General features: G+C 65.2%; 20 protein-coding genes and 1 tRNA gene. 11 read left to right on the top strand and 10 right to left on the bottom strand.

Going from position 1 to position 18,782, the window contains the following annotated elements:
• Positions 1–39 precede the first annotated feature (39 nt).
• From DUGA2_RS21460 to DUGA2_RS21450, 3 genes are all read right to left on the bottom strand, one after another.
• A complete protein-coding gene (locus DUGA2_RS21460) occupies positions 40–810 on the bottom strand; it encodes a GIN domain-containing protein (RefSeq protein ID WP_070271512.1) in 771 nt (256 codons plus the stop codon).
• A 37-nt stretch (positions 811–847) separates the two neighbouring features.
• Entirely contained in the window at positions 848–1,051 is a 204-nt protein-coding gene (locus DUGA2_RS21455; RefSeq protein ID WP_008443885.1) for a hypothetical protein, read from the bottom strand.
• 124 nt (positions 1,052–1,175) lie between these two features.
• Positions 1,176–2,078, bottom strand: a complete 903-nt coding sequence (locus DUGA2_RS21450) for a LysR family transcriptional regulator (protein WP_070271511.1) — start codon at positions 2,076–2,078, stop codon at positions 1,176–1,178.
• Positions 2,079–2,391: 313 nt separating this feature from the next.
• Between DUGA2_RS21450 and DUGA2_RS21445 the strand changes: the two genes are divergently transcribed.
• Positions 2,392–3,387, top strand: coding sequence for an alpha/beta fold hydrolase (locus DUGA2_RS21445; protein ID WP_070271510.1), 996 nt, complete (start codon positions 2,392–2,394; stop codon positions 3,385–3,387).
• 48 nt (positions 3,388–3,435) lie between these two features.
• On the opposite strand, the gene DUGA2_RS34820 is transcribed toward DUGA2_RS21445, so the two are convergent.
• Together DUGA2_RS34820 and DUGA2_RS21440 are read right to left on the bottom strand one after the other, a co-directional pair.
• The gene (locus tag DUGA2_RS34820) at positions 3,436–3,567 is read right to left on the bottom strand and encodes a hypothetical protein (protein ID WP_286162315.1); all 132 of its coding nucleotides are present in this window, start codon (positions 3,565–3,567) and stop codon (positions 3,436–3,438) included.
• Between the two features lie 54 nt (positions 3,568–3,621).
• A complete protein-coding gene (locus DUGA2_RS21440; RefSeq protein ID WP_070271509.1) occupies positions 3,622–3,888 on the bottom strand; it encodes a hypothetical protein in 267 nt (88 codons plus the stop codon).
• Between the two features lie 73 nt (positions 3,889–3,961).
• Here DUGA2_RS21440 and DUGA2_RS21435 point away from each other — a divergent pair, with 73 nt between their 5' ends.
• Positions 3,962–4,702: an ABC transporter substrate-binding protein gene (locus DUGA2_RS21435; RefSeq protein WP_070271508.1), complete on the top strand. Its 741-nt coding sequence runs from the start codon at positions 3,962–3,964 to the stop codon at positions 4,700–4,702.
• Between the two features lie 13 nt (positions 4,703–4,715).
• Here DUGA2_RS21435 and DUGA2_RS21430 read toward each other — a convergent pair whose 3' ends face one another.
• The 3 genes from DUGA2_RS21430 to DUGA2_RS21420 form a co-directional block, all read right to left on the bottom strand.
• Positions 4,716–5,600 (bottom strand): dienelactone hydrolase family protein, encoded by an 885-nt coding sequence (locus DUGA2_RS21430; protein ID WP_070271507.1) that lies wholly within the window; start codon positions 5,598–5,600, stop codon positions 4,716–4,718.
• Between the two features lie 108 nt (positions 5,601–5,708).
• Positions 5,709–6,056 (bottom strand): transcriptional regulator, encoded by a 348-nt coding sequence (locus tag DUGA2_RS21425; protein ID WP_070271506.1) that lies wholly within the window; start codon positions 6,054–6,056, stop codon positions 5,709–5,711.
• A complete protein-coding gene (locus tag DUGA2_RS21420) occupies positions 6,053–6,349 on the bottom strand; it encodes a DUF6516 family protein (protein WP_070271505.1) in 297 nt (98 codons plus the stop codon). Before DUGA2_RS21420 ends, DUGA2_RS21425 begins: the two co-directional genes overlap by 4 nt.
• Before the next feature lie 251 nt (positions 6,350–6,600).
• On the opposite strand from DUGA2_RS21420, the gene DUGA2_RS21415 reads away from it, so the two are divergent.
• Together DUGA2_RS21415 and DUGA2_RS21410 are read left to right on the top strand one after the other, a co-directional pair.
• Positions 6,601–8,823, top strand: a complete 2,223-nt coding sequence (locus DUGA2_RS21415) for a TonB-dependent receptor (protein WP_168167810.1) — start codon at positions 6,601–6,603, stop codon at positions 8,821–8,823.
• 20 nt (positions 8,824–8,843) lie between these two features.
• Positions 8,844–9,890: an enolase C-terminal domain-like protein gene (locus DUGA2_RS21410; protein WP_070271503.1), complete on the top strand. Its 1,047-nt coding sequence runs from the start codon at positions 8,844–8,846 to the stop codon at positions 9,888–9,890.
• On the opposite strand, the gene DUGA2_RS21405 is transcribed toward DUGA2_RS21410, so the two are convergent.
• Positions 9,817–10,422 carry a TetR/AcrR family transcriptional regulator gene (locus tag DUGA2_RS21405; RefSeq protein WP_070271502.1) on the bottom strand — a complete coding sequence of 202 codons (606 nt, stop codon included), beginning with the start codon at positions 10,420–10,422 and terminating at the stop codon, positions 9,817–9,819. The two genes, DUGA2_RS21410 and DUGA2_RS21405, sit on opposite strands and share 74 nt — an antisense overlap.
• Positions 10,423–10,497: 75 nt before the next feature.
• Here DUGA2_RS21405 and DUGA2_RS21400 point away from each other — a divergent pair, with 75 nt between their 5' ends.
• From DUGA2_RS21400 to DUGA2_RS21370, 7 genes are read left to right on the top strand one after another with little or no spacing between them, the layout of a single operon-like run.
• The gene (locus DUGA2_RS21400) at positions 10,498–12,108 is read left to right on the top strand and encodes a serine hydrolase (RefSeq protein WP_168167809.1); all 1,611 of its coding nucleotides are present in this window, start codon (positions 10,498–10,500) and stop codon (positions 12,106–12,108) included.
• On the top strand, positions 12,101–13,426 hold the full coding sequence (locus DUGA2_RS21395) for an MFS transporter (protein WP_070271500.1): 1,326 nt from the start codon (positions 12,101–12,103) through the stop codon (positions 13,424–13,426). The genes DUGA2_RS21400 and DUGA2_RS21395 overlap by 8 nt, the downstream gene beginning before the upstream one ends.
• On the top strand, positions 13,423–14,883 hold the full coding sequence (locus DUGA2_RS21390; RefSeq protein WP_070271499.1) for a M81 family metallopeptidase: 1,461 nt from the start codon (positions 13,423–13,425) through the stop codon (positions 14,881–14,883). The genes DUGA2_RS21395 and DUGA2_RS21390 overlap by 4 nt, the downstream gene beginning before the upstream one ends.
• Before the next feature lie 14 nt (positions 14,884–14,897).
• The gene (gene kynU / locus DUGA2_RS21385) at positions 14,898–16,151 is read left to right on the top strand and encodes a kynureninase (protein ID WP_070271498.1); all 1,254 of its coding nucleotides are present in this window, start codon (positions 14,898–14,900) and stop codon (positions 16,149–16,151) included.
• A complete protein-coding gene (kynA, locus tag DUGA2_RS21380; RefSeq protein WP_070271497.1) occupies positions 16,148–16,987 on the top strand; it encodes a tryptophan 2,3-dioxygenase in 840 nt (279 codons plus the stop codon). Before kynU ends, kynA begins: the two co-directional genes overlap by 4 nt.
• 31 nt (positions 16,988–17,018) lie before the next feature.
• Positions 17,019–17,378, top strand: coding sequence for a RidA family protein (locus DUGA2_RS21375; RefSeq protein WP_070271496.1), 360 nt, complete (start codon positions 17,019–17,021; stop codon positions 17,376–17,378).
• Between the two features lie 9 nt (positions 17,379–17,387).
• The gene (locus DUGA2_RS21370) at positions 17,388–18,629 is read left to right on the top strand and encodes an FAD-binding oxidoreductase (RefSeq protein WP_070271495.1); all 1,242 of its coding nucleotides are present in this window, start codon (positions 17,388–17,390) and stop codon (positions 18,627–18,629) included.
• 67 nt (positions 18,630–18,696) lie between these two features.
• Here the strand turns inward: DUGA2_RS21370 and DUGA2_RS21365 are convergent.
• Positions 18,697–18,772 (bottom strand) — tRNA-Thr (locus DUGA2_RS21365).
• Positions 18,773–18,782 lie beyond the last annotated feature (10 nt).

The following is an 18,782-nucleotide window of genomic DNA, read 5'->3' as shown; positions in this document are numbered from 1 at the left end:
ACACACCCATGTGTTTCCTGCTGCGGACTACCGCATTCTTTACTGCCAGCTGATGCTGCCCATGCCGCGGGCGCTGGCGTTACGACTGGCCGGGTTGCCGTACACCTTGGCCGAACCCATGCCCGATAACTTCATATTCGCGCTGTTCTTCGCGTACACCGACGCGCTGCCCAGTCCTGTCATGTTGACGTCCACGGTGTCGGCGTGCAGCGCCTGCGCATCGAGGCCGCCCACGCCGCCCAGGGTGGCGTGCAGCTGCCTGGTCTGGCCGGTCATTTCGATATGGCCGGCGCCGTGCAGATTCAGATCGACGTTGTCGCTGTTGCCGGTGTTGACGGTCATGCTGCCGACGCCGCCCAGCTTGACGTCGACGTTGCGATACTGGGCGTTGTTGACCTTCACCGAACCTGCGCCATCCAGTGTCAGGCGCAGCTTGTCGCCGCTGAAGCCTGCGACTTCGGTCGAACCGACGCCGCCTGACACGATCTGCTGCAGGTTCGGCAGCGTCAATTCCGCGCGCAGCGACTGCTTGTTGCCGAAGCTGAAGCTGCGCATCTTGCTTGTGCCGATGTGCAGGGTATCGCCCGTCTGCTCCACCGTCACTTTTTTCAGCGCGTCAGCCTCTCCGTATAGAGTCAGCGACGCGACTGGTCCTTGCTTGACCTTGAGGCTGATGACGCCATCGAGGTCGATGTTGACGGCACGCGCATCGACGCTGCGGTTCTCGCTGATCACATCGGCCGCCAGCGCGGCGCTTGCGCCGCTGCTCAGTACCGTGGCCAGCATTGCAGCCTGCAGATATTTTTTCATGATGCGCTCCGTCGTTGTTCGAGGTTTGCTGCGGGGATTACAGTGCTGCTTTTTCTGCGGCGGTCAGGCGTTTGGCGCTGACGGTGACAACCTGCATTTTGCTGGTGTCGGCCTTGGCGGCGACGGCTGCCACTGGGGCTGCGCTGTGCATGGCCGGTACGGCTGCGGTGGCGAACGAGGTGGCGCTGGCGACGACGATTGCTGCGACGAAGATGGCTTCCATGTTTTTGGCGATGTTCATTTTGAGCTCCTTGGGTTGTGTGGTTCACTGCGTTTTGTCTTGCGTTGAGTGAACTATAGACAAGGGGCCCCTGTACATCCATCGGGATGTGACGAACTGCAAAAACGAGGGGTCAGAATGCGGATTAGCGGTTTGAAACTGCGCCGCACAGCAGGTCTTGATTGCTGGCGTAGAGCTGGGTCAGCCAGGCGGAGACGGTTTTGAAGCGGGCGATGGAACCGGCGTCGCGATGGCTGAGCAGCCAGATATCGCGCTGCACCTCGACGCCGCTGCCGATGCGCACCAGCCCCTCCTGCTGTCCCAGCAGGCAGGGCAGCAGCGCCATGCCGACGCCGGCGCGGCAGGCGCGCACCATCGTGCTCAGGCTGTTCACCTTCAATACTTTGTTCGGCTGCGGGTCCATCTGCGCCAGCCACTGCATCTCGCCGGTGCCGGCCAGCGCGTCGTCGTAGGCGATCCACGGCCGGGTGCCCCAGCAGGCGCGCGGCGTGTCGGCGAAGCTGGCGTGGCCATAGACGGCGAAGCCGAGATCGCCCAGCTTGCGCATCACCAGCGCCGCATCCTCGCCGGGTTTGCCCAGGCGCAGGGCGAAATCGGCCTCGCGGCGGGTGAAGGACAGGTTCTGGTTTTCCGCCTGCAGCGTCAGCTGCAGGTGCGGATGCTGCGCGAGCAGGGCGGGAACGTGGTCCAGCAGCCAGTAGTCGAACAGGAAGTCGATCGAGGTAATGTTGACCGGGCCGGCCGTGGCGTCGGCCTGCTGGGTGGAGGCTTGCAACATGCTCTGGACGTTGCCGTAGACCGCTTCGCCGTGCTGGACGAAGACCTGGCCGGCGTCGGTCAGCTGGTAGCCGGTGTTATCGCGGATGAACAGGCGCAGTTTCAGGGCTTTTTCGGCGGCGGCGATGCGGCGGCTGATGGTCGAGGCGTCCACGCCCAGCTGGCGGCCGGTGGCGCTCATGCTGCCGCTGCGCGCCAGCGTCAGGATCAGCGGGATGTCGTTCCAGTCGAATTCGGTATTTGAGGGCATGGAGGATGTCGTTTCGTGGGGCGGTCTGCATTTTTGCAAAGTCAGCTTGCAGGGCTGTCTGTTCCGCAAACGTGCCGGCTGGCCTAAGATTCAACCCATCGCAAGGCCAAACGTGCAAAGCACTGTAGCACAGGCCCTTGTAGCCAAGTATCAACTAAAAGGAAGAAGTTGCTGTAAAAGAATTGATTGAAATAGCTTGCTATTAAATAGCGTGCGATATATATTGAGCACATGGGCAGCGCAAGAATCGCCAGTAAGAATGTAAAAACGTAGTTTCCTATTAAATCGTTAACTAACTAAAATGGAGTCCATCATGAACAAAACTACCCAAGACCAAGCAGTGAACCCATCCCGTCGCTCCGCCATCTTCGGTGGCGCCGGTGCAGCAGTCGCCGCCGTGGCGGTGCCGCTGGCCGCGTTTGCCGGTGGCAGCGCACAGGCCGCACCGGCGATTCATGGTGGCGCAGTCAGCAAAACGGGCAGCACCATCACCACCCGCGACGGCGTCGAGATCTATTACAAGGACTGGGGCCCGCGCGCCGGCCAGCCGGTGATCCTGAGCCACGGCTGGCCGCTGAACGCCGACAGCTGGGAATCGGCTGCCTTCCACCTGGCCAACAACGGTTTCCGCGTCATCACCCATGACCGCCGCGGCCACGGCCGTTCGAGCCAGCCTTGGGACGGCAACGACATGGACCACTACGCCGATGACCTGGCGCAGCTGATCGAAGCGCTGGATTTGAAGAACATCATCCTGGCCGGCTTCTCGACCGGCGGCGGAGAAGTGGCGCGTTATGTGGGCCGTCACGGCACCAAGCGCATCGCCAAGCTGGGCCTGATCTCCGCTGTGCCGCCGCTGATGCTGAAGACCGCCACCAACCCGGGCGGCCTGCCGATGGAAGTGTTCGACGGCATCCGCGCCGGCTCGGTCGCCAACCGCGCCCAGTTGTACCTGGACATCGCCTCGGGTCCGTTCTACGGCTACAACCGTCCGGGCGCAAAGCCTTCGCAGGGCATCATCCAGGCCTGGTATGCGCAGGGCATGCAGGCCGGCCACAAGAATACCTATGACTCGATCAAGGCCTTCTCCGAGACCGACTTCCGCGAGGACTTGAAAAAGTTCGACAAGCCTACCCTGGTGATCCACGGCGACGACGACCAGATCGTGCCGATCGATGCCGCCGGCAAAGCCTCGGCTGCCATCGTCAAGCATGCCAAGCTGATCGTCTACCCGGGCGCGCCGCACGGCTTGACCGATACGCACAAGGACCGCTTCAACGCCGACTTCCTGGCCTTCGCCAAGTCCTAACATGAAGAAAGGGCCCCGCGGGGCCCTTTCTTTACATCAGCCTAGCGCTTAGAAGCAGCAGGCCAGCATCTTGATGCAGCACTCCAGGCCGCCGCAGCAATCCATGGTGCTGGCGTAGGCGCCGGCGGATGCCAGCAGGATGGCCGTCACGGCCGACGCTTTGATGATGATGGTTTTCATGGTGTTTCCTTATAAAAGTAAAAGTTGTTTGCTTGATCGAAAACACTTTCACCGTCAGTCGGGAGGACACCACACTTTGGTCGGCGGGGCAGGCAGGATGGCGGGGGCGGGGCATTGGGCCGCCATACTGGCGGGCGGCGTAGCCGGCAGCGCGACATCGCCCAGGGCCGCCGGCATCGCCGACGGCAGGCAATCGGCCGCCACGCACTGCGTCACCGGGCAATCGGCGCTCTTGCAGCAGGCATGCGCAGGCGCGGCTGCCAGCATGGAGCTGTACAGCACGAAAATCACCGCGACAAAGAGGGCCAGGACGTTGCGCATCCGGCCATTGTAGCAAGCCGGCGGGTGGTAAGGTTAGGCCGGACTTAAATTGGTGACGTGCTATATTTCAATCATGAAAAAGTTCCTGACGGCACTGGCGATGCTGAGCTTGGGCGTGCTTCACGGAGCGGCGCGGGGGGAGGTCGTCAATGTTTATACCAGTGCCCGGGTCGCGCCCCTGGTGATCGGCGGCGGCGGCATCTATCCCGACATGGTGGCGTATCTGAACCGCAAAAAACTCGGCCAGCTGAGTTTCAAATTGATCTATCTGCCGCGCAAGCGCTTGCAGCTGCAAGTGGAGCGGGGCGAGTTGGACGGCATCGTCATCGGCATGATGCCGGAATGGTTCAACGACGCCGCGCAGAAAAAATACCTGTGGACGGTGCCGTTCGCCATCGACCGTTATGTCATCGTGCTGCCGGCGGGCCAGGCTTACAGCGCGTCCAAGCCTGGTGCGCTGAGCGGCCGCACGATCGGCATGGCGCTCGGCTACAGCTATCCTGGTCTGGAGGCGTGGATGCAGCAGCAGGGACTGGTCCGCAGCGACGCCATCAGCGACGACAACAACCTGGAGAAACTGCGGCTCGGGCGGGTGGACAGCGTGATGGTCGCCGAGTCGATCGCGCGCTACTACCTGAAGGTGCACGCGGTGGCGGCCGACAAGTTCCAGCTGCACGAACTGCCGGCACGCGTGACCGAGCGCCGCTTCCTGGTGCCCCGTTCCAAAGCGGCGGTCCACGACAGCATCGCCCCCGTGATCCGGCAGCTCAAGGACGATCCCGAGTGGCAGCGGCTGGCGGCCAAATACGAATAGGCCGCAGCCTTTCTCAAACCAACCGTGCGCGGAAGAAGTCGGTCGTACGCTGCCAGGCCAGCTTGGCGGCGGCGGCGTCGTAGCGCGGCGTCGTGTCGTTGTTGAAGCCGTGTTCGACGCCCGGATACACGTGGTACTGATATGTCGCCCCGGCATCCTTCAGCGCCTGCTCGTAGGCGGGCCAGCCGGCGCGGATGCGCTCGTCGTTGCCGGCGTCGTGGATCAGCAGGTGGGCCTTGATGCGCGCCACGTCCGCCGCCGCCGGTTGCCCGCCGTAGAAAGGCACGGCCGCCGCCAGTTCCGGCAACTGCGTGGCCAGATAGTTGGAAATGCCGCCGCCGAAGCAGAAGCCGACCACGCCCAGCTTGCCGTTGCCCTCAGGTTGCTGTTGCAGCCAGCGCGCGGCGGCGACAAAGTCGGCGCGCGTCTTGGGCTGGTCCAGCTTGCCGAACAGCGCGCGCGCCTTGTCCTCGTCGCCGGGGTAGCCGCCCAGGGTGAACAAGGCGTCCGGCGCGAAGGCGATGAAACCGTCCAGCGCCAGGCGGCGGGCAATGTCTTCGATGTGCGGATTCAGGCCGCGATTCTCATGCACCACCAGCACCAGTGGCAGCTTGCCCTTGGCATCGGCGGGCGAGACCAGGTAGCCGCGCACCGTGCCGTTGCCCTGCGGCGAAGGCAGTTCGACGAAGCGGGCCTTGATGCGGCGGTCGTCCGCGTTGACGAGCGGGGCGGCGAAGCTGGGGCTGAGCGTGGCGAGCAGGCCGGCGGCCGTGGTGCCGCCCACCGCATAGCGCGTCGCCGACGACAGGAAATCACGGCGCGAGATGCCGCCGTGTACGTACTGGTCGAACAGCTTCAATACTTCCGGGTCAAAATCGGCAGCGGTTTTGCGTGTCATGTCTCGATTCCTCAGGCAGGTGGGCGAGCGGCTAGTGTAGCGCGATGCCGCGCCGCCGGCGCTGCGCTCGGGAGGAATATTTACGCATATTCAAGCGTGGTTTTTGGATCAGACCAGTATGGCTTCCAGTTTGATGTGCTCGGCTGTCAAGCGGACTACTTGCTGCGCCACGTGGGCCAAACCGAGAATTTCCAATTCGTCAACATCGCGCTGTACGGCATCTGGAGTACGTCCTAGACGCTCTGCAATAGCGGCTATCGGTCCGGGGTGATCTTTGATGGTGCGGAGTAGCGCCAGGCGGTGGGACGTCAGTAACTTGAGCAGGTCGGCAGGGTCTTCGAAGCTGACAGTGTTTTCTGCGCACAGTTCTTTCTGTTGATCGGCTAATTGGGCAATTCGCCTTCCGTGCCGAAAGAAGTCATCGTCGTTTGCAAGATTAAGAATCACGGTATTCATTTCTTCCCCAATAGCGCTTGCCAGTCTTGCTGGAAGCGCGCATCAATATCGTCGAAGTTCGTAAATTCCACAGGCTCCACGACACCCATTCGATGCCGATGATGGACGCCATGGGCGTTGTCGTAACCGATCACTCTGCCGTTGTCCCGCTGATACAAGTCGTGATTAATATACGCCAGGTTGTAGCGCGTTACCTGTCCTTTTCCGTTGATCCAGACTTCGCGCCGTAGCAGGCCATTACCGCGTCTGTCGGAAATTTTATAAACCGTATTGATAATTTTTTTATCGACCATGATTGGCCCATGCTACGGCTGAAACCGTGACTGGAGTCTGCGGCAGCGCAAGCGCTGCCCATAGCGGGGCCGGTCGGCTGCCGTTTTCGAACCGGCCGTCAGATGTTTCCACGTACAACAGGCACCGATTCGGGTAAGCAAATATCGCTTGCGCTGCCCGCAATAACACGCGCATAATCGCAAAAAAAAACGAATGTTCATTCATTATGGAGACAACGATGCGTACGTGTGACCGTGGTTCTGGCTCGAAATTGAAACTGACATATCTCCCCCTGGCGGTAGCGTGCGGCGCGCTGCCGATGGCGGCCTGGGCCGAGCCGCCTGCTGCCGAGGCTGTCACCGCGCCAACGGCGAGCGCCACTGGCGACCCGATCGAGATCGTTACCATCACCGCGCAGCGCCGCCGCGAACCGGCGCGCGAAGTGCCGCTGAGTGTGGACGTGGTCAAAGGCGAGGCGCTGGAGCGCGGCGGCTATCAATCCCTGGGCGACCTGGCGGCGTTGCTGCCGGGTGTCAATCTCAACCAGGCGGGCGGCGCCACGGGCCAGAGCCAGATCACTATGCGCGGCGTCACCACCGGCTCGCAGGTCGGCGCCACGGTCAGCATGTATATCGACGATGTGCCGTTCGGCTCCAGCTCCGCGTATGCGGGCGGCGGTTCCAGCGCACTCGACCTGGGCCTGTTCGACCTGGCCAATGTGGAGGTGCTGCGCGGACCGCAGGGAACGCTGTACGGTGCGGGCGCGATGGGCGGCTTGATCAAGTATGCCGCAGTCGAACCCGACTCCGGCGAGTTCAGCGTGGCAACCACGGGCGAGCTGTCACGCAAGCAGGGCGGCGAATCCGGCCACGTGTTGCGTGCCGTGGTCAACACGCCACTCAAGCCGGGCGTAGCCGCGCTGCGGGCCACGCTCTACCAGCGCGCGGACGGTGGTTTCATCCGCGACTTGAATCATCCCGGCGGTGCGTCCGATGGCTCGACCACCTCGGGCGGTCGGCTCGCCTTCCTGCTCACCCCGAATAAAGACCTGTCGCTGCGCGTCACCGCCTTAAGCCAACGCCAGCGCCACGACGGCTCTACTGCCGAGGACATGAACCTGGCTACGATGCAGCCGGTCGATGGCCCGGATACCATGCGGCGCTTTATCTCCGAGCCGGTCGACGTGGGCAACGATCTTGTTTCGATGGCGATCAAAGCCGACCTGAAATGGGCCACGCTGGACGTCATTAGCGGCTGGCAGCGTTCCACCAACCATGGCCGGATGGACCCATCGGCCTTCTATGTGCCCTTGCTGGGCGCGGCCGGCATCAACGCCGCCGGCTACGCCCTGGACTATTCGTTCTACAACCGCAAGCTGACCCAGGAAGTGCGCCTGACTTCACCGCGCAGCAAGATATTCGAGTGGCTGGCCGGAGCCTTCTACACCAGCGAAGAGGGTTCCAAGAATCAGCACATGGATCCATTGAATGCAGCGCGCCAGCCTGTCGCGCCGCTGCTGCTCGACGCCACGTTTCCCTCCACTTTCCGCGAGGCGGCGCTGTTCGGCACCGGCACGTATTACACCGGCCAGCAGACCGACCTGTCGCTGGGCGTGCGCCGCAGCCAGAACCGCCAGCATCTCGACAATCAGCTCAGCGGGCTGTTCGCGCCGGCGTCGCAGCCGGCGGCCGATTCGTCCGAAGGTGTGACCACCTGGCTGCTGACCGCCCGCTGGCGGCCCGCCGCCCGGCATGCCCTGTACGCGCGCGTGGCCAGCGGCTACCGCCCGGGCGGCCCCCTGCCCGTGATCCGCAATCCGCTGACCGGCGAGCCGCTGAACAAGCCCGCCTTCCGCTCCGACAGCCTGTGGAGTTACGAGCTGGGCTGGAAGGGCGATTTGCTGCCGAACCTGCTGGCATCGGAACTGGCGCTGTACCAGATCAACTGGAAAAACATGCAGGTGTTCAGCGGTGGCGGCGGCTTCGGCGGCATCAGCAACGCCGGCAGCGCCCGCTCAAGGGGGCTGGAGTGGACCTTGCGCAGCGCGCCTATCAGCGGTTGGCGATTGTCCTCCGCGCTCAGCGTCATCGACGCCAAGCTGCTCGACGCCAGCCCGGATCTGGGCGGCAAGGCTGGCGAACGCTTGCCCGACACTGCCCGTGTGTCGACCGCGTTGCAGGCCGACCACGAATTCCAGCTCGGCGGCCGCGACGCCTATGTGGGCGCCACCGCACGCTACACCGGCGAGCGCTTCAACACCTTCTCCGCCGCGCCCGGCACGCCGCTGTATCGCATGCCCGGCTACGCCACCATCGATCTGCGCGGCGGCATCGAGTTCGAACAATTCGCGTTGTCGCTGTTCATCCGCAACCTGGGCGACCGGCGCGGCCAGACCGCGGCCGATACCACCCTGAGTTCGCTGGGCGGCCCGGGCCGGATCAATCTGATCGCGCCGCGCACCTTCGGCCTGCAGCTCAGCAAGTCCTTCAAGTGAGATACGGAGTTCATACCACCATGCAGATCGAAACTTTTATCGACGAGGTATTGTTCAAGCAGCCGCTGCGGATAGCCGGCCGCACCCTCACCGGTCAATCCGTGCTGCGCATCGCGGTACACGATGGGCCGCATGTGGCGCATGCCGAAGCGGCGGGAGTTTTTTACCGCGGCGACAGCGGCGCCAGCATGCGGCGCGAGATCGAGGCATTGCTGCCGGACCTGCCCGCCGACTTGCTGGGCGTCTGGGGTACGGTGCGCCGGATGGCGCCGGGCGGCGCGCGCAATGCGCTGGACTGGGCCTGCTGGCAACTGGCCGCCGCCGCGCGCGGCGAGCCCACCTACCGGCAAGCCTTCCTTGCCCGCGTGCGGCCGCTGGTCACGATGGTCACGCTGGGCGTCGCCGAGCCGCAGCAGATGGCGCAGGCGGCGCTGGCGCTGCCGTCTGCCCGGGCGCTCAAGCTGAAGCTCGATGGCGGCGACCAGGACGCGGCCCGCGTGATCGCCGTCAGAAAGGTGCGGCCGGATGTCAGGCTGTCCATCGACGCCAATGAAGGCTGGTCGCTCGAACATCTCGACCGCATGATGGCGGTGCTGGTCGATAACGGCGTGGAGCTGATCGAGCAGCCATTGCCGGCCAACGCCGACAGCGCGCTGGAGCGGATGCGCGCGCCTATCCCGCTGGCCGCCGACGAATCGCTGCAAACCATGGCCGATCTGGATCGTGTGCAGGCGCGCTACCAGGTGGCCAACATCAAGCTCGACAAATGCGGCGGATTGAGCGAGGCGCTGGCGCTTGCGGCCGAAGCGCGGCGGCGCGGCCTGCGCGTGATGATCGGTTGCATGGGCGGCCGTTCGATGGCGCTGCTGCCGGCGTTTATCGCGGCCCAGGGCGCCGACCTGGTCGACCTCGACGCGCCCCTGTTCATGGCCAGCGACACCACGCCGGCCGCGCTCTACCACGGTGGCTGCATCAGCTACGCCGAGTCGGCGTTCAGTCCGATGCTGTCGGCCGCAGCGGCGCCGTATAGCGCTTCACCCGCACCGGTGCCCCATGCAGTTGCGTGATCAACAGGCGCGCCACCTTCAGTTTGGCGTCGGTGCAGGTGGGGACGCCGATCAGCATCTGCGCCTGTGCCGACAGCAGCAGGGACAGCAGCGCCTCGCCGACGACCTGCGCATCGAGCGTGCCGCCGCCGCTGGCGACGCGCGCCGTTGCCCCCAGCACCGCGTCACGCAGGCGCGCGAAGTTGCGCACCACCACCGCCTGCACCTCGGCGTTGCGGCGCGCGATGGCGGCCACTTCCAGCGCGGTGCACGCCGCCTGGCTGGCCGAACCCGGTGCCTCCAGCGCCTGCAGGATGGCCTCGACCAGACCGAGCAGCTCGCCCGCCGTGGTGCAGGCGTCGAACGGCTCGCCGTTGACGCCGGAGTCGATCAGCTGCAGCAGCACCTCTTCCTTGGAACGGAAGTGGACGTACAGGGAGCCGACCGACAGGCCGGCCTGGGTGCTGACGTCGCTCATTGTAGCCGCGTGCACGCCCTTTTTCTCGAAGACGATCTGGGCCGCAGTGAGTATCTGTTTGCGCATCGAGGCCATATGGCGCTCATCTCTTTTGGGCATGGCTGACATTAAAAATGAATGATTATTTATTTTACTTTGAAAGAGTATGCAATGGCTAACACTGAAATCGAAAAACTGGCAGCTGTGATGAACGACTTCGCCGGCGCTGGCGCCGGTGCACCTGGCGCCATCGTCAGCGTGCGGCGCGGCGGCAAATCGCTGCTGCGCGGCGGCTTTGGGCTGGCCAGCCTGGAATCGGGCCTGGTCAACACGCCGTCGACCAAGATGCGGATCGGCTCGACCACCAAGCATCTGGCTTGCACGCTGGCGCTGCTGCTGCGCGACCAGGGCAAGTTGTCGATCGACGAGCCGGTGTCGCGCTGGTTGCCGGAACTGCCGCCGTCCCAGGGCCGGCGCACGCTGCGGCAATTCATGAACCACACCGGCGGCACCCGCGACTACCTCGACCTGTCGCTGCTGTCGAATGGCATGGTGCTGGCGCCGGGTGAGGCGGCGTTCGACTACCAGTGCCGCCAGCACGACGACAACTTCGCCGCCGGGGCCCAGTTCATCTACAACAACGGCGGCTATCGCATGCTGTCGATGGTCATCGAACGGGTGCTCGACATGCCGCTGGCGCAAGCCATGGCCGAGCACCTGTTCGAGCCGCTGGGCATGCACGACACCTCGCTGTGGAGCAGCGATCTCGATCCGCTGCCTGGCAGCGCGGCCACCCACATCGCGCGGCCGGACGGCAGCTTCGGCAAGGGCATCTTCCCGTCGGTGATCCTGGGCGAGGGCGGGGTCGCCTCCACGCTGGACGACATGCAGCGCTGGCTGGCGCACCTGCTGGCGCCGACCTTGTGGCCGGCCTCGCTGTCGATGGAAATGCTGGCGCCAACCGAACTCAACAATGGCCATGTCACCCCCTACGGTTTCGGCCTGATCCGCGAGCAGTGGCGCGGCGTGACGCTGGTGCACCACGCCGGCGGCGTGGTCGGCGGCAGCTGCCAGATGCTGGCGGCGCCCGAGCACGACATCCAGATCGTGGTCATCACCAACCGCAGCGACAAGGCGGCCCCGGCGCTGGCGGAGCAGTTGCTGGCGGCCTTGCTGGACGAGACGCTGGAGGCGGCCGCGGCGCCGGCCGACCCGGCGCTGATCGACAGCTACGGCGGCGACTACTACTGCCGCGCCAGCGGCCGCCACTTTGCCATCGTGCTGCAGGACGGCGTGCTGTGCCTGAAGGACTTCGGCATGCCGCTGCCGCTGCAGCAGGGCAGCGGCGATACCTTGCGCATCAATCTGCTGTCGGTGATTGTGCTGGAAGTGACGGCGCTGCGCGACGCGGAAGGCAAGGTCCACGCCATCGACGTCACCCAGCAGGGACAGCGCATGCGCTGCGAACGGGTGGTTGCCGAGGACCGGGCCGCGCTGACGCTGGCGCCGTTCGCGGGCAACTGGGTCAGCACGGAACTGGGCGCCGACATCGTGATCAAGTCCGAACCGGGCAGCATGCGGATTGCCGGCCTCTACGGCCGCAACAGTTACAAGCTGGAGCCGCTGCTGGCCGACGTCTGCCTGCTCAGCTGCGACGATCCGGCGGTGCCGCTGGCGGGCACGCTGCGCCTGGACGGCGCGGCGGGCGAACGCCGCCGGCTGGTGCTGGATACCGCGCGCACCCGCGGCCTGAACCTGGCCGAGGGGCGCGTCCATGGCTGAGCTACGTCCGCCTGCGCGCCTGATGGCGGCCGGCTTCGGCGCCGGCCCGCTCGGCGCGACGCTGGCCTCCGGCGTGGTGCCGCTGCTGTTCCTGTACTACCTGACCGAGTACGCGCAGGTGCCGGCCGGCGTCGCCGGCGTGCTGCTGGCGCTGCCGAAGTTCGCCGACCTGTTGCTCGACCCCTGGCTGGGCCGGCGTGCCGATGCCTGGGCGCGCGCACTGGGCAGCCGCAGTCTGCTGCTGATGCTGATCGCGTGTGCGCTGCCGGTGCTGAGCGTGTTGATGTTCCTGCCGATGACCGACCTGGCGCTGCCGTTGCGGGTGGCGGCGTTTGGCGTGCTGCTGGTGCTGCAATCGCTGATGCTGACGGTGTTCGCGGTGGCCCACACGGCCATCGCCGGCGACATCGCCGCCGACATGGCAGGCCGCAGCACGCTGATGTCGGCGCGCGCGCTGGGGCAGACGGTGGCGGGGCTGGCGGTGTCGGTGCTGGCGCCGCAGCTGGTGTCGGGCTTCAAGACCTTCCATGGTGGCTACCTGGGCATGGCGCTGGTGCTGGGCCTGGCCTCGATAGCCGCCAGCGGCGCCTGCTGGCTGGTGGTGCGTCGCGTACCGATGCGCGATGGTGCCAGCGCGGAAGCGTCGCTGTCCCTGCTGCCGGCGCTGCGGCGCACGCTGCGCAACCGCGCCTTTTATTGCGTCGTGATGCTGCTCGTGCTGCTGGGCGCCAGCGGCACGGCGCTGTTCGCGGCGCTGCCGTACGCCAACCAGCACCTGTTGCGGGCGCAGCCGGACAACCTGTCGCTGCTGCTGACGCCGATTTTCCTGTCGGTGCTGGCCGGTGTGACGGCGGCGCCGTGGCTGACGCGGCGCGTGGCGCCGCAGACGGTGCTGGGCGGCGCGCTGCTGGCGGCGTTGGCCGGCGTTGCGTGGCTGACGGCGGTGGCACGTAGCAACGGACCAATGATCGCCGCCTCGGTCGTGTTCGGGCTGGCGTTCGGCGTGCTGACCGTGCTGATCTCGACGCTGGCGATGGAAGCGGCCACCAAATCCTCGGGCGAGGGCGAGAGCCTGGGCATGTATCTGGGCATATTGTTTTCGGCGGAAAAACTGGGCCAGTCCCTGGGCGGCATCGTGGTTGGATTCGGCCTGGACTGGGTCGGCGGACTGGGCGTGGACGCACCGCCCGCCGCGCTGTCGCGCCTGGTGGTGGTGTGGATCGGCGCGCCGGTGCTGCCGCTGGTCGCCGCGCTGCTGATGCTGTTGTTACTGACTTCGCGCCTGCGCGCGTTCTGGCATAAGGAAGCTGTTCAATGAAAATCTTCACCTCCGCACTGGTCACAGAGACCAACACGTTTTCCACCTTTCCCACCACGATGGCGGCGTTCGAGGAGCTCGGCATCGTGCGCGGCCCCATCACGTCCGCCGCCTTGACCGAGACCGGCGCGATCGGCGGCCAGTGGCGCCGTCTGGCGCAGCACTACGGCGACGAATTGCACGAGGGCTTGTACGCGATGGCGCAACCGGCCGGCCGCGTGCCTGCGGCCACGTATGCCCAGTTGCGCGACGAACTCGTCGAGCGGGTCCGGCAGGCGATGCCGCTGGACATGGCACTGCTGTTCTTGCACGGCGCCATGGCCGCCGAAGGCGTGGACGATTGCGAAGGCGACTTGTTGCGCGCGGTGCGCGAGGTCGTCGGCGCCGGCTGCGTGATCGGGGTCGAACTGGATCCGCACTGCCATCTCAGCGCCGCCATGACGACGCACGCCGATGCGATCGTGCTGATGCGCGAGTATCCGCATACCGATTTCGAGCAGCGGGCGATTGAATTGTTCGAACTGTGCCGCGCTGCCGCCAGCGGCGCGACCAAGCCCGTCATGGCCGTGGTCGATTGCCGCATGGTTGGTTTTTATCCCACCACATCGGAACCGATGCGTGGACTGGTCGCCGCCCTGTACGAGGCGGAGCGCCGCCCCGGCATCCTGTCGGCCAGCCTGGTGCATGGCTTCCCGTGGGGCGATGTGGCCGACGCCGGCAGCAAGGTGCTGGTGGTGGCCGATGGCGACAGCGCGCTGGCCGCCAGCGTGGCCCAGGAGCTGGCGCAGCGCTTCTACCGCTTGCGTCACGCGTTGCGGCCTACGCTGCAGAGCATCGATCAGGCGCTGGCGGCGCTGCCCGCCGGCGCGGCGCCGTTGATCGTTGCCGATGCGGGCGATAATCCGGGCGGCGGCGCGCCGTGCGACCACACGGTTTTGCTGGCGGCCCTGCTGCAACGGCCCGCGCTGCGCAGCGCGGTGGGCATGCTGTGGGATCCCGAGGCGGTCGAGCTGTGCCATGCGGCCGGCGTCGGCGCGCACTTGCATCTGCGCATAGGTGGCAAGGCTGGCCCTGTATCGGGCCAGCCGCTGGAAGTGGCGGTGGTGGTGCGGGCGATCGCCGTGCGTCATGCGCAACAGACCGCCGGCATGAGCGACCCGCTGGGACGGGCGGCATGGGTGCGCGCTGGCGCCACCGACATCGTGCTGATCAGCCGGCGCCAGCAAACCCTGTCGCCGAGCGCGTTCACCGGACTGGGCGTGCCGCTGCACGAGGCGCAGGTGATCGCCGTGAAATCCAGCCATCACTATTACGCGGAATTCCAGGCGCTGTCCACCGACTGCCACATCGTCGAAACCGGCGCGGCGCTGTCGATGGATTTCGCGCATCTGCCGTATCGAACGCGCGGCCGCGACTATTTTCCCGCGGTCGAGAACCCGGCGCCGGAGCTAGCATGAGCGCGGCCTCTGCAATGAAGACGCGGGAACAGGCACAGGCATGGGACCGCGACGATGCGCTGGCGGGCCATCGGGCGCTGTTCGATTTGCCGCCCGGCCTGATCTACCTCGATGGCAATTCGCTGGGCGCGCTACCCCGCGCCACGCCGGAGCGCGTGAGCCAGGTCGTGCGCGGTGAATGGGGACAAGGCTTGATACGCAGCTGGAACAAGGCAGGCTGGGTCGACCTGCCGCGACGCGTGGGCGACAAGATCGCGCGCCTGGTGGGCGCCGAGGCCGGCGAACTGGTTGTGGCGGACTCGACCAGCGTGAACGTCTTCAAGACGCTGCATGCCGCGCTCGCCATCGCCAGGCTGGATCATCCGGGCCGCCGCCTGATCGTCTCGGAGCGGGATAATTTTCCCACCGACTTGTACATCGCCGACAGCCTGGCCCGCGAGCAGGGCTGCACGCTATTGCTGGTCGACGCCGTCGAGCAGCTGGGGCCGTTGCTGGACGATGGCGAGGTGGCGGTGTTGATGCTTACCCACGTCAACTATCGCACCGGCCGCATGCATGACATGGCGGAGCTCAACCGCCGCGCCCATGCACAGGGCACGCTGGTGTTGTGGGATCTGGCGCATTCAGCGGGCGCGGTGCCGCTGGACCTGCATCGCGACGACGCCGATTTCGCGGTCGGCTGCGGCTACAAATATTTGAATGGCGGCCCCGGCGCGCCGGCCTTCGTGTGGGTCCATCCGCGCCATGCAGAGCGTTGCAGTCAGCCGTTGTCCGGATGGTTCGGCCATGCGGCGCCGTTCCAGTTCACGCCGACTTACACGCCGGCGCCTGGCGTGGGGCGTTACCTGTGCGGCACGCCCGCCGTGCTGGGCATGGCGGCGCTGGAGTGCGGAGTCGACACATTGCTGGCGGCCGGCGATATGCAGGCGCTACGCGCCAAGTCGCTCGCCTTGACGCAGCTGTTTATCGAGCTGATCGATCAACGTTGCGCGGGACATGGCCTGGCGTTGGCGACGCCGCGCACGGTGCATTTGCGCGGCAGCCAGGTTTGCCTGTCGCACCCCACCGATGCCTACGCCATCATGCAGGCGTTGATCGCGCGCGATGTCATCGGCGATTTTCGCGCGCCCGATATTTTGCGCTTCGGCTTTACGCCGCTGTACACGCGCTTTGTCGACGTGTGGGATGCGGTCGACAGGCTGGAACAGGTGCTGTCGTCCGGCGCCGCGCGCGAGGTGCGCTTCCAGCAGCGCGAGGTGGTGACATGAGGGCGACAGAACGCATCGTGCATGAGGAGCGGGCACGGCTCGATTTCTCCAGGGAGATGAGCTACGCGGATTATCTGCATCTGGATCAGTTGCTTGACGCGCAGCGTCCCTTGTCGCCGGACCACAACGAGCTGCTGTTCATCATCCAGCACCAGACCAGCGAGTTATGGATGAAGCTGTTGCTGCACGAGTTGAAAGCGGCCATAGGCTGCGTGGCGAACAACGAGCTCGATAGCGCGTTCAAGATGCTGGCCCGCGTGCGTCAAATTCTGCGGCAGCTGGTGGATGCCTGGAATGTGCTGGCGACGCTGACGCCACCCGAGTACAGCGCCATCCGGCCCTATCTGTCGAACAGCTCAGGCTTCCAGAGTTGGCAGTATCGTTGCGTGGAGTTTTTATTGGGGAACAAAAATGCCGCGATGCTCAAGCCGCACGCGCATCACGCCGGCCGCCTGCTCGAGGTCGAGCTGACCTACCGTCAACCATCGCTCTACGACGAGACCTTGCTGCTGCTCGAACGCCGTGGCTTTGCCATTCCCGCCGAGCATACCCAGCGCGACTGGACCGAGCCTCATGTGGCGAGCCAGGCTGTCGAGCAGGCCTGGCTGGAGGTGTATCGTAGTCCCGAACGGCACTGGGATCTTTACCAACTGGCCGAGGTGCTGGTGGATGTCGAAGAGGCATTCCGGCTGTGGCGCTTCCGTCACGTCAGCACGGTTGAACGCGTGATTGGTTTCAAGCGCGGCACGGGGGGCACTTCGGGCGTTTCCTATCTACGCAAGATGCTTGACGTGGTGCTGTTCCCGGAGCTGTGGACACTGCGCACTGTGATGTAATGAAATACCTTTCAAACCAAAGGAGTTTTCCATGTCGTTAAATACAAGCCTGCCGTTTTCCAGGATCCGGCGTGCGGGCGGTCTGGTGTTCCTGTCCGGCGAGTTGCCGCTGAACGCGGACGGTTCGATCCCCGAGGGAATCTCGGCGCAAACCGAGCTGACCTTGCAGCGCATCGGCGCCACGCTGGCGGACGCTGGCCTGACCTTGGCGGACGTGGTGCAAGTGACGGTGTACCTGAGCCATCAGGAAGACTTCGCCTCATTCAACGAGATCTATCGCCGGCATTTCAGTGCTCCCTTTCCGACGCGTACCACGGTGGTGGCCGCGTTGGTTGTGCCGTCGGCACGCGTCGAGCTGACAGTGGTCGCGGCCGAGCCAACCCCAAGCTGAGCGCGGCCGATGGCACAGGAGATATTGGTGTTGGGCGCCGGCATGGTCGGCGTCAGTGCGGCGCTGGAACTGACGCTGCGCGGTCATGCGGTCACGCTGGTGGACCGGCGCGCGCCTGGACAGGAAACCTCGTACGGCAACGCCGGCGTGATCCAGCGCGAGGCGGTGGAACCGTATGGCATGCCGCGCGATATAGGGACTTTGCTGTCGGTCGCGTTGCGGCGTTCGTTGGACGTGCATTACCACGTCGGTGGATTGTGGTCGGCGTTGCCGCAGTTGTTTAGATACTGGCGCGCGTCGGCCCCGGAGCGGCATCGGCAAATCAGCCGCGAGTACGCCAGCCTGATCGCGCACGCGACCAGTGAGCATGAGCGCTACATGGCGTTGGCCGACGCGCAGGATCTGGTGCGCAAGGATGGCCTGCGCCTGGTCTATCGCACGCCGCAGGCATTCGACCAGGCCTTGCTGGACTCGGAGCGCCTGCAGCGCGAGTACGGAATCGTGTTTGCGCCGATGGATGGCGACGCGCTGTCCGCAGCCGAGCCAGCATTCCGCATTGCGCTGGCTGGTGCGGTGCACTGGCTGGATTCCTGGAGCGTCAGCGATCCCGGCGAGTTGGTGGAGCGGTATGCGCGGCTGTTTCAGCAGCAGGGCGGGCGTCTGCTTGTCGGGAATGCGGAGAGCCTGCGCGCAACCGCCTCTGGCTGGCAGGTCGACACCGTGCAAGGGACGGTAGGCGCCGCGCAGGCGGTGGTTGCGTTGGGCCCGTGGGCCGCGCAGTTGACGCGTCGCTTAGGCTATCGGCTGCCGCTGTTTGTCAAACGTGGCTATCACCGGCATTACACCGGCGGTGACAGCATCAGGCTGCCGATGCTGGATGCCGAGCGCGGCTACGTGCTGTCGCCGCAGCGACGCGGCCTGCGCCTGACCACCGGCGCTGAAATCGCCCATCAGGACGCTCGTCCGACCCCGCACCAGCTGACCGGCGCGGAAGTGGAAGCGCGAGGCTTGCTGGCGCTGGGCGAGCCGGTGGAGGCCGATCCCTGGCTGGGGAGTAGGCCTTGTTGCGCCGACATGAAACCGGTGATCGGCCGGGCGCCGTTGCATAGGGGCTTGTGGTTCAATTTCGGCCATGGGCATCAAGGCTTTACGCTGGGTCCGGCCAGTGGCCGATTGCTGGCCGACCTGATCGAGAACCGCGCACCCTACACCCACGGACAACCGTTTTCGCCAGCCCGATTTGGCGCTTGATGCCGTCCGTCTAGACAAAATGCAAAAAGCCCAGCCGGTAAGGGCTGGGCTTTTTGCTTGGTATTGCTGGTGCCGACTGCCGGTTTCGAACTGGCCACCTGATGATTACAAATCAACTGCTCTACCAAATGAGCTAAGTCGGCGAAACTTGTA

It is taken from the genome of Duganella sp. HH101 (assembly GCF_001758795.1).
GTDB lineage: Bacteria > Pseudomonadota > Gammaproteobacteria > Burkholderiales > Burkholderiaceae_D > Rugamonas > Rugamonas rivuli.
This window is presented reverse-complemented; position numbering and strand designations above follow the sequence as displayed.